Raw genomic sequence first — 10,893 nt, 5'->3', positions numbered from 1 at the left:
GTCATGCCGACTTCAGCATTTCCCGCACGACGTAGTGCAGGATGCCGCCATGCATGAAGTACACCGCCTCATTGGCGGTATCAATCCGTGATTTCAAATCGCAGGTTTTGGTGGAGCCATCGGCATACGTCACCGTCATGGTCAGTGTCTGGCCCGGTTTGATATCACCAGCCAAGCCTTCAATGCTGATGGTTTCTTCCCCGGTCAGCTTCAACGATTGTCGATTTTCGCCTTCCGGGAACTGCAGCGGCATCACGCCCATACCAATCAGGTTGGAGCGGTGAATCCGTTCATAGGACTCTGCCACCACGGCCCGGACACCCAACAAACGCGTACCCTTGGCCGCCCAGTCCCGGCTGGAGCCCGTGCCGTATTCCTTACCGGCAATGACCACCAATGGCGTACCTTTCTGTTGATACTTCATGGCGGCATCGTAGATCGGCATCTGCTCGCCGGTCGGTACGAATTTGGTGAAACCGCCTTCAACACCGTCCAGCATTTCGTTACGGATGCGAACGTTGGCGAAGGTGCCGCGCATCATCACCTCGTGGTTACCCCGACGGGACCCGTACGAGTTGAAGTTCTTCGGCTCTACACCGCGCTCCTGCAGGTATTTCCCGGCAGGACTGTCAGGGCTGAATGAACCCGCAGGCGAAATATGGTCGGTTGTGACGGAATCACCCAACATGGCCAGAATGTGCGCGTCTTTGATGTTTTCCACGGCATCCGGCTCTGGCCCCATGCCTTCAAAGAACGGCGGGTGCTGAATGTATGTCGACTTATCCGACCAGTTGTAGACCTTGGTTTCCGGCACATCAATTGCCTGCCAGGTGGCATCGCCATCGAACACGGCGGCATACTCGCTGCGGAACATGTTGGTTTTCACCTTCTCCACCGCCTGAGCGATTTCCTCCTGAGACGGCCAGAGGTCCTTCAGATACACCGGATTGCCATCTTGGTCGTTACCCAGCGGATCTTCGTGCAGGTTCACCCGCACGTTCCCGGCTAGCGCATAGGCCACGACCAAGGGGGGCGATGCCAACCAGTTGGTTTTCACCAGGGGATGAATGCGGCCCTCAAAGTTACGGTTGCCTGACAACACAGAGGCGACGGTAATATCACCATCTTCGATGGCTTTCTCGACCGCATCCGGCAGCGGACCGGAGTTACCAATACAGGTTGTGCAGCCGTAACCCACCAGGTCAAAGCCCAGTTTGTTCAAGTCATCCTGAAAACCGCCAGCGTTCAGGTATTCGGTCACCACTTTGGAGCCGGGCGCCAGCGACGTTTTTACCCAAGGCTTGGTCTGCAGGCCTTTTTCAACGGCTTTGCGCGCCACCAACCCGGCGGCCATCATCACGCTGGGGTTGGATGTGTTGGTACAAGAGGTAATGGCGGCAATCACCACCGCGCCCGGGTCCAAACGGGTTTCCTGACCGTTCAGTGTCAACGACCGGCTGCACGGATGGTGATAACTCTTATCCACACCGACCGCTGTTTGGCCGCCTTCAGATTCCAGTTCGGCATCACGCTTTTCAGTTGCATCCGGGCCACCTTCGTTGGTTGCCATAAGCAGCTCAAACGCCGACTTCATGTTTTTCAGGGCAACTCGATCCTGCGGCCGTTTCGGCCCTGCCATACTGGCTTCCACGTCGCCCATGTCGAGTTCCAGCGTTGCGCTGTAAACCGGTTCGTGGCCCGGCTCGCGCCACAAGCCTTGTGCTTTCGAGTAGTTTTCGACCAGATCGATCAATTCGTCGTCCCGGCCAGTCAGGCGCAAGTACTTCAGCGTTTGTTCGTCAACCGGGAAGAAGCCACAGGTGGCGCCGTATTCCGGTGCCATATTGGCAATGGTGGCGCGGTCTGCCACCGGCATGTCTTTCAGGCCATCGCCGTAGAATTCCACAAACTTGCCCACTACACCCTTCTCACGCAGCATTTCCACCACGGTCAATACCAGGTCCGTAGCGGTGATACCTTCGCGCAATTTACCGGTCATTTTGAAGCCAACCACTTCCGGGATCAGCATGGATACCGGCTGCCCCAGCATCGCGGCTTCGGCTTCAATACCACCAACACCCCAGCCCAAGATGCCGAGGCCGTTGATCATGGTGGTGTGGGAGTCGGTGCCCACCAGCGTATCGGGGTAGGCGATGGTTTTGTCGCCGTCCTGTTTCTGCCAAACGGTTTTGCCGAGATATTCCAGGTTTACTTGGTGACAGATACCGGTTCCGGGCGGCACCACACGGAAGTTATCAAAGGCTTGCTGGCCCCAACGCAAAAATTCGTAACGTTCCTGGTTACGCCTCATTTCGATTTCGACGTTTTTGCCAAACGACGACGCGGAGCCGAATTCATCCACCATGACCGAGTGGTCAATCACCAGGTCGACCGGCGACAACGGGTTAATGAGGGCCGGGTCGCCCCCTGCTTTCTTGACAGCTTCGCGCATTGCGGCGAGATCCACCACACCGGGCACACCGGTAAAGTCCTGCATTAGCACCCGGGCCGGGCGAAACTGGATTTCGGTATTGGACTTTCGGTCTTTCAGCCACTGCACCATGGCGTCGATGTGGGAGCGATCAACGGTTGCGCCATCTTCGTTGCGCAGCAGGTTTTCCATCAGCACTTTTAACGAGAAGGGCAAGCGCTGCAGATCGCCCAAGGATTCTTCGGCCTTTTTCAGACTGTAATAATGAAACGTCTTGCCACCGGCCTCGAGGGTGGAGAGAGTACTCAGACTGTTGGAACTCGACGATTTATTCGACATACGTTGCCTCCTCTAATTACGCTCTCGATTTGGTCCTTATACTTAACTATCGCACCGAAAACGCAGACTTCAACCATTGGTCGGTAAATACTCATACATGATAGCCGGTTGCCATGCCGGGTTGCCGATATGAGAACAGAGCTGATGCGGGCTTTTAGCACTTCTGTCATCATTAACTCTGATTTCTGACGGACCAGGACTTTTGCCATGAAACACGATTGCCATTACCACCCGGGCGACCCCGCCAAGTGGCACTGCGGTGAGTGCCAGATGCACTATTGCAGCCGCTGCATGCCCGATGCCGATACCCGCCAGCGCCAAGGCCTGTGTCCGAAATGCAGTAAGGCCATGCGCTATCTGGGGGCGGCCACCGAAGTCGTGCCCTTCTGGCAAAGAATTGGCGCCTTCTTCCGCTATCCGTTTCATAGCGACCCGCTGATCGTTATTGCTATCTGCACGCTGGTGCCGATCGTTGCACCTGCCAATCTCATTGGATTGATCATCTGGGTGGTGTTGGCGCTGGCGCTATTCAAGTACACCTACGCCGTCATCAATCGAACAGCGGAGGGGCACTTGAAGCCACCTCCGGTGTCAGAAGCGTTTTCAGGCAGTGGTTTCAACATCGTGATCCTGCAATTGCTGGTGTTTGTGTTGATGGGTGCCTTGGTGACCGCCGCCGCCATGCTCGGCGGTTCGATTTTAATGATGTTGGCCATCGCGTTTGTGGTGCTGGGGCTGCCCGCCAGCATTATGGTTCTGGCAATGGAACGCTCGGTGGGTGCGGCGGTGAACCCGCTCAATCTGGCGGTGCTTATCTCCCGTATCGGCACGCCTTATTTCTTGCTGTACGGGTATTTGATCCTGCTGACACTGGCCTCAGGGGCGGCCCAGGATTTTGCGGTGACTCACTTTCCCTTGTGGGTGGCGCAGCCTTTGGCGGGCTTTTTGAACAGTACGTTCACACTGATTCTGTTCCACATGCTCGGCTACCTGCTGTTTCAGTATCAGGAAGAGCTGGGCTTTGCCTCGGATATTCAGGATGAAGACGATCTCGCCGGCCATCAGCACCGGGACCGGTCCAGCCGGTTGGATGCGGATCTGGATATGAACCTGAAAGACGGCAACTACGATCGCGCTCAGGCGATCCTCAAAGAAGCGCTCAAGAAAGACCGGAATGACCCACGTCGGCTGGGGCAATTGTACCAACTGCTTACCGCTCGCAACGATGTCTCCGACTTGTACCGGTATCATCCGCGGTTGATGGCTTGGCTTGCCGACCGCAACGACGGCGACGGGCTGAACGAGCTGATCGGAACGCTGCAAACACTGGAGCCGAACTTTCAGGTAGACGATGCCGATCTGGCGCTGGCCTGCGCGACGGCTTTGTACCACCGGCAGCATTTCAAGCCTGCGCTTCGGCTGCTGCAGGACTTCCACAAGCGCTTTCCGGACAGCGAACAACTGGCACCGGCTTATCTGTTGGCGGCACAAGTGTTAGCGAACGGCCTGCAACAATGGGAAAAGGCGAGTGCGTTTGTTACCTATGTTCAGAAGCGGTGTAACGGACACCCTACCCACCAGCACATTGAAGTCTGGTTAGATCAAGTAAACAACAGGGAGCCTCTGAAGGGCCCGAAAGCCAGTTTCCAAATCGCTGAATAAGCCTGCAGAAGAGGGGCCTAATGCTTATTAGCTCAGGCCCTGCAGCAATTGCCGGTAATGTCGGGCTTTCGGCTCCATTTGCAACTTATCAAACTCGCTCACCAACAGTTGGCAGGCCTCGTACACCATTTCAGGCTCCGCCCGCGTGCGCATCCGCTCGAACGCCTTCTCAGCCGCTTTCAGATCATTGTTCTTCAGGCTGGCAAACAGTACCCGGTTGTGGTCTTCGCCGGCCAACGGGTGATGGGCTTCGCCCTTGCTGAGATATTCCTGCCAAACCGACACCAGCTGTTCAGGTTGGCGCCGAATCAGCGCATCCGCCATCAACTCGGTGGTTCGCTCCCGATACGCTGGAAGATCGGGCCGAAGTTTGGCGAGCTGATACAGGTGTTCGAGCAAGACCGGGCGCTCAGGATAATGCTCTCTAAGCGCCTCAAACTGGCGTCTGGCCTGTTCAAATTCCATCCGGCCAAGGCTGGCCATGGCCTGCGCGTATCCAGCGGTAAAACGGGCATCCTGTTCATCGGGCTCTGGCTCGTAGAATTCTTCTTTCACCTGCAGCCAGCTTTTGCCCAACAGCCAGACCAAACCGGCGCCAGCAACCAACCCGCCCGCGTGGGCCATGTAGGCAACACCGGTAGCACCGGCAAACCAGTAATCGTAAATTTCCTTACCGAGCCAAACCGGCAACATGGCAATGGCCGGTGCCCGGAAGTAGTTGAAATAAACGCCTAGGAAGTAGAAAAAGCGAATTTTTTGCAGGCCGTAAATGGCCACGTACATGCCCATCAAACCAGAAATGGAACCCGATGCACCGACCAGCGGTATCTGGCTGCCTGAAGAAAACGCGGTAAACACCAAGCCCGACAGCGCACCACACACCAGATACGCCACCAGAAACCGCCCCGGACCCAACGCCCGCTCTACCGTGAACCCCAGTAAAAACAGGAACACCAAGTTACCTATGATGTGCCCCCAGCCACCGTGCAGAAACTGGTAGCTGATGAGGGTGTAGAGCGACAGTTCGGCCGGCACTAACCCCAGCTGAAACGCGCTCATCTGGCTGATCCATTGCTCTTCTATGGCCGTGCGCTGCTGCAGCCATACCCGACGTTCGGCAGGCGCCCAGATGATGTCGGTGTTGTCCTGCAGGTATTGGTAATACTCCCGGTCCATCAATAAGGTAATCGCTTGCCAGAGCTCATTGTTTTGCTCCTGAAGCTGCTGGAAGTCTTGCAGTTCCAGCACGCTCTGCTGATCACCCTCAAAGCGGATCTCCCGCTGCAGATAATCTTCGTAGGCTGGCGCTTCCAGTTCTAACAAACCGCTGTTGATGTACTGTTCGAGTGCGTGTTCCAGCTTCTGGTCGTCGCCGCCCTGATAGAAAAGAAACACCAGCAGGCAGGCCATGATCAGACTCAGCGTTACCCAAGGCGGGCGTTTCCAATTAACGGTATTCTCGGCGGGGATAATCAACATAGGCGGTCACTATTCATCACAATCGGTCCTTGATAGGCTGCTTTTTACCACAGCGGTGCCTTATTTTCGCGGTGTAATGTCATCAGGCGGTCATATAAGCGCTCTTCAATGGGTAACCGTACCCGCGGATCTTGTATCGACTATTCGCCAATTGCTGTTATTGCTCTATAACTAAATAGTACCTGAGCAATAACAAAAAGAACCTGACTTTGATTGCAAGGATACTGCAGATGACGACTCTCGTTTTAGATAACCCTGAAATGCTGGCCCAAGCCGCGCTGATGTCCGGATTGAATGCAGCACAGCAGTGTCAGGAGGCAGGTCGCCCGCACCGCACTCGCTTTCATTACGGTTTCAACAAGCACACGCTGGATGAGGCAGATAGCGAGATTCTCAAACAGCATGCGGCCTATCTGAAGCGGAACCCGGGCACACGGGTAAAAATTCACGGTCACTCCGACAACTTCGGTTCTGGCGACTACAACCAGTTTCTGGCGCGCCTGAGAGCCCACTCAGTGGCGCGATTGTTAACACAGGAAGGGGTTTCGCCATCGGCTATGATCATGGCGACTTGGGGCGCTGAGCGGCCACTGGCGCGGCCAGAAGATCACGCGGCCAATCGCAGGGTTGAACTGGAATACCTGTCGATGGACATCGCACAGGCGCTTTAACGCTTACTTTCGAACCTGAAAGATACAAAAACGGGGCCTGACAAAGGCCCCGTTTTTGTTTGACCGGTGTTCGGTATTAACCGTATACCGTGCCTACGTTCCACAGCAGTAAAACCGCGGCGACCAGAATCGACAACCAGGTCAGTACCATTCCGAACAATCGGGCCATGTGGGTTTTGCCCTTACCTTTAATCATGCCGAACGCATGCAGGATTCGCCCAACCACCAGCGCCATGCCGGTCCAGTAGATCAATGTTGATGACACGCCATTGAGTTCAGCGATGGCCAGCATAATCAAGCCAACCGGCGCGTACTCCACCAGGTTGGCGTGAGCCCTCACGGTGGCCTGGAATACAGGGTCGTCGTTTACCCCCATGCCAATCTGGTACTTCAGGCGGAATCTGACCGCCAGCACGGACAGAACCAGCAACAAAATGCCTAAGACTGCAGCGAAGACAGCCGTAACGGGTATGATCATGTCAGCCCTGCTTTATCTTGTTAACAACAGCGAGTAGCAGTACCGCACCCGCCGTTGCTGTGACCAGCTCTCCGACCATGCTTTTTACCGCAAGTCCGAGCAGACCAAATACCACTCCGCCAATGACCGACCCCACAATACCGATACCAATATTGGCCAGCACGCCGAAACCTTTGCCTTTCATAATCAGGCCGGCTAACCAGCCAGCAAGACCACCAATAATCAGAAACCAGATCAGACTCATCTATCGGTTCTCCTGTCGTTTAGTCGTTCAACCGTATGTGCCAAAGACTGCCCTGTTTGTTAAGGCTGTTCAAGCAGTTCTGGGTGTAGCTGGAAGCTCGTTCACCGCCTCAGCCATTTGCTTGTGACAACGGTCCATCAACTCTGTGACATCAGCATTAGTCAAACCTGCCGTTTCGATCGGTGGAAGGATGCGTACCGGCACGGATCCGCGGCGGCCAAGTAACCCTTCGGTTTTGCCGTGGTAGTTGGCCACACACACCATGGTAATTGGCGCGCCCGCAGCAATGGCCATGTGAAACGCGCCTTTTTTGAAGCGTCCAAGTCCCTGGCCCCGGCTGCGGGTGCCTTCGGCAAACACCCAGATACTCTTGCGGTCTTTGTTAATGGCATCGCTGGTGGCCTTCATGATGGCCACCGCTTTATGAGATTGGCGTCGGTTAAGAATGATGTTGCCCCCTAACCAGAACACCTGACCAAAGAAAGGAATCCACAATAGCGCTGATTTACCCACGGCAACGGTTCGCGGCGGCAACAAATCGCCCACCACCATCAAATCATCGTTTTCCTGATGGTTCGCCACAATGACCGTAGGCCGGTCTTGCGGCATGTTCTCGGCACCGTACAAAGGGCGCTCCATACCCAGTACCCGCCGGCAAAAGCGGGCAATGAATCCCGCCAACAAACGGTTATTGTCCGGGTTAAAAGGCCGTGCCAGATACAACACCAATGACAACAAACAGAGAACGGCAACCGACACCCAAGCCAGTAATTTTCGTACGACACCCATACTGTGTTTCCGGATCTTAAAATTTTTGGCGCACAAGTGTACGCCAATTTATAAAATCGCAACAGCATTGTTTGGCCCCTTCTGCGTGGTGGGGCGCGCCTTTACAACATAGCGCAAAGGCCCTCTGGCATCCAAGGTATCAAAGGGGTAACAGGTAATCAGAAGCACCGAATCCTGCGGGAGCTGGTGGGTATCTATCGACTCCGTACGACTGTCTACTATGGCCACATCGGTCACCTCATATTCCTGCCAGCGCCGGCTCTGGTCTTGCACGCGTAGCTGATTACCCGGCTGCACGTTCTGCAAGTGACGGAAATGGGTATCCCGGTGGCCCGCCAGAATAAGCGGGCCATGCTCACCGCCAAATACCCGGCCGGGTCCAAAGGCCAGGCTTTCGCCATGGCCGCCCTCCAGCACGATCATGGAAACCCCGAATTCCGGTAGTTCAAGCCTGGCCACGGGCCAGGTATCAGCCCAGGGCCAGGGCCGCTGCTCGGTTTGTTGTGCCTGGCTCTCAGACCAGGCTTGCTCCAGCAACTCCTGAGCCACCAGCGCCTTCAACGGAATCCATAATCCGAACATCAGCACAATAAGCGAAGCACTCGTCAACAGCACCAGAAAACGTCTCATGCGGTTGCCCTCCGGTTCAGCATGGCTAACGCCAGCGCAAACATCAGTCCCACCAAACCCAGCGCACTGAATAGCGGTCCAAAGGTAGCCGTCTGGGGATAACGCAACATACCTGACCGGCTGCCGGCGGGCAGCAAGGTCGGTAACTGCTCACTTTCAAGATTCTCAGCGGCGGGTCGAACCGGTTGTTCCTCCACGGCAACAAAGCTGGTAAACGGCGACATCACCCGGTGCGCCATCGACAACCGGATAATCCGGGCTTGGTCGGGCGATTCTCCATTCAGGCGCGCCGTATCCATCAGTTCATCAATCTGGCCTCTGGCCCAGTGTCGGTTCAAGCCGGTTGCCGGGGCCGCATGATTAAGGTTCAAGCGTGTGCTCCAGCGTCGGCCACCCGGAAGTTTGCCTGACACGTCTAACTCACCAGCTGCGGGCACGCCTTGGATCACTTGTACCAATGGTCGGCCAAGGAATAGATCACCGGGTTTGGACGGTACAGGGTTCGACTCTGAGCCTTCCGAGGGCCAGCGCACTTCAAGGTCGGTCAGTACCGGCGCCTCCATAGCGGCGAAGAGTTTTTTCAGCGCCTGATTCACCTCTCCGCTGTTGTGAATGGCGGTGTACTCCCCGCGGCCCCAGCGGGCCGCTTCCCGCAGAAAGTGCATATTGGGCGCCGAGCCAATACCCACCGTAAACAGGCGACGCTCATCCAGTCCTTGGCGAATCTTCTCGAACAACGCGGATTCGTTACCCACGGCACCATCGGTGATGAACACCATTTGCTGAACCAATGCCTCGACCGGCGCCCTGTTCATACTCATCGCCAGCGACAAAGCACCCGTCATTTCGGTACCACCGTCTGCCTGCAGGTTGTGCACATAATGGCGGGCACGAGCCAGATAATGCCGCTCTGCCGGCACCGGTTGAGTAAACAGTGCGTGGGCCTGGCTGTTGAACTGGATGACATTGAAATAGTCGCCCGGGCGCAGGGTATCGAGTCCACGCAACAAAGCCTCCCGTGCTTGCACCATGGATTCACCCGCCATAGAGCCGGAGGAATCGATCACGAATTGCAGTTCACGGCGCAACACCGGACCGGTACTTTCCGGCGGCAACACCATCGCCATCAGAAAATCCTGGCCCTGCCATTGTTGATGAAACACCGCCGCGGTCGGTTCCCGACCTGCCAGGGCACGCCAGCGCACGATCACATCCTTGTTCATCAACACCCGATCACCTTCGGGGGTCACGGTGGCCCGGGTACCGTCGATATTCGTGTGCAGGCTATGGCTCGGGCTGGTGACTTCGGCCAGCGGAAAACCGCCTTCAATGTCCAGTGCAATGGTTGCTCTGTGGCTATGCGGCGATACATCGTCGGCACGTACCGTGAACGGGCTGATATCTCGGGCATCGGGCACCTGATCGGTCGGCGTCGCCCAGCCAGACTGCCAGTGCTTCGGAGCATCGGCGATCGTTTCCCCCGGCATGTAACGTGGCGTTAGCGTAGTAGGGAGACGCAGCTCAAACTCGCCGTGCCGATAGCTGACCGGCTGTTGGTAACGAATGTCTACCCGAACCGTTTCACCCGGTGGAATGTTGGCAATCCGACTGGTGAACATATTGGGGCGCTGCTGCTCAACCGTTGCCGCATGCTGTCCGGCAGCTTTGGCTTTGTCATAGGTTTTGCGAGCTTGCGCCTTCGGCTCAAGCCGCCCGACGACCCGGCGCTCACCCACCGTCATCTCCAAACCGTAGACCGTGGCTTTTTCCGGCAGCGGAAACACAAACACACCTTCTTGCCACTGATCGCTGGTGTTTTTAAAGCTTCTGGTCAGCCGGGTTTGGGCCAGCAAGCCAGAAACCTGCACTTTAAAATCACTGTCCAGAACCAGCGCCGGTTGTTGCCACGAGCGTTGTCCATCCATCAGGTACAGCTGCCCTGCTCTTTCTTCATTGCCCTCGCTGGCTTCGGCATACAAGGGGTGCACAAACAGCATCATCAACACCGCCAGCCAAAGGCTGACACCTTCGGCAATACGCAGCCTTTTGCGGGCATCCAATTTCGGGCTTAACCGGCGGGAGGCATTGAAACCGGCTCTGGCGGCCGGATTGGCAAACAGCGTTAGCAACATCATCACGTCATCCTTTTTTTGGCAGTGAGTGATGCTAT

Annotated in this window: 9 protein-coding genes; 2 read left to right on the top strand and 7 right to left on the bottom strand. The window is 56.1% G+C overall.

Annotation, left to right across the window (positions count from 1 at the left end; all coding sequences use genetic code 11):
• Window position 1: 1 nt before the first annotated feature.
• Window positions 2-2,770 carry an aconitate hydratase AcnA gene (acnA, locus tag MWU64_RS05800; protein WP_247062450.1) on the bottom strand — a complete coding sequence of 923 codons (2,769 nt, stop codon included), beginning with the start codon at window positions 2,768-2,770 and terminating at the stop codon, window positions 2-4.
• 207 nt (window positions 2,771-2,977) lie between these two features.
• Between acnA and MWU64_RS05795 the strand changes: the two genes are divergently transcribed.
• On the top strand, window positions 2,978-4,432 hold the full coding sequence (locus MWU64_RS05795) for a hypothetical protein (protein WP_247062448.1): 1,455 nt from the start codon (window positions 2,978-2,980) through the stop codon (window positions 4,430-4,432).
• Window positions 4,433-4,459: 27 nt separating this feature from the next.
• Here MWU64_RS05795 and MWU64_RS05790 read toward each other — a convergent pair whose 3' ends face one another.
• Window positions 4,460-5,911, bottom strand: a complete 1,452-nt coding sequence (locus MWU64_RS05790; RefSeq protein WP_247062447.1) for a rhomboid family intramembrane serine protease — start codon at window positions 5,909-5,911, stop codon at window positions 4,460-4,462.
• Between the two features lie 230 nt (window positions 5,912-6,141).
• Between MWU64_RS05790 and MWU64_RS05785 the strand changes: the two genes are divergently transcribed.
• Window positions 6,142-6,582 carry an OmpA family protein gene (locus tag MWU64_RS05785; protein WP_247062445.1) on the top strand — a complete coding sequence of 147 codons (441 nt, stop codon included), beginning with the start codon at window positions 6,142-6,144 and terminating at the stop codon, window positions 6,580-6,582.
• A 76-nt stretch (window positions 6,583-6,658) separates the two neighbouring features.
• Here MWU64_RS05785 and MWU64_RS05780 read toward each other — a convergent pair whose 3' ends face one another.
• From MWU64_RS05780 to MWU64_RS05760, 5 genes are all read right to left on the bottom strand, one after another.
• Window positions 6,659-7,060 (bottom strand): MAPEG family protein, encoded by a 402-nt coding sequence (locus MWU64_RS05780; RefSeq protein ID WP_247062443.1) that lies wholly within the window; start codon window positions 7,058-7,060, stop codon window positions 6,659-6,661.
• Window position 7,061: 1 nt separating this feature from the next.
• The gene (locus tag MWU64_RS05775) at window positions 7,062-7,304 is read right to left on the bottom strand and encodes a GlsB/YeaQ/YmgE family stress response membrane protein (RefSeq protein WP_133007138.1); all 243 of its coding nucleotides are present in this window, start codon (window positions 7,302-7,304) and stop codon (window positions 7,062-7,064) included.
• A gap of 69 nt (window positions 7,305-7,373) precedes the next feature.
• Entirely contained in the window at window positions 7,374-8,093 is a 720-nt protein-coding gene (locus MWU64_RS05770; RefSeq protein ID WP_247062441.1) for a 1-acylglycerol-3-phosphate O-acyltransferase, read from the bottom strand.
• 48 nt (window positions 8,094-8,141) lie between these two features.
• A complete protein-coding gene (locus tag MWU64_RS05765; protein ID WP_247062439.1) occupies window positions 8,142-8,723 on the bottom strand; it encodes a class GN sortase in 582 nt (193 codons plus the stop codon).
• A complete protein-coding gene (locus MWU64_RS05760) occupies window positions 8,720-10,858 on the bottom strand; it encodes a marine proteobacterial sortase target protein (protein ID WP_247062430.1) in 2,139 nt (712 codons plus the stop codon). The genes MWU64_RS05765 and MWU64_RS05760 overlap by 4 nt, the downstream gene beginning before the upstream one ends.
• Window positions 10,859-10,893 lie beyond the last annotated feature (35 nt).

This window comes from Marinobacter sp. S0848L, from assembly GCF_023016065.1.
GTDB lineage: Bacteria > Pseudomonadota > Gammaproteobacteria > Pseudomonadales > Oleiphilaceae > Marinobacter.
Note: the sequence above shows the minus strand (reverse complement) of the source record. Positions and strands in the feature narration are given on the sequence as shown.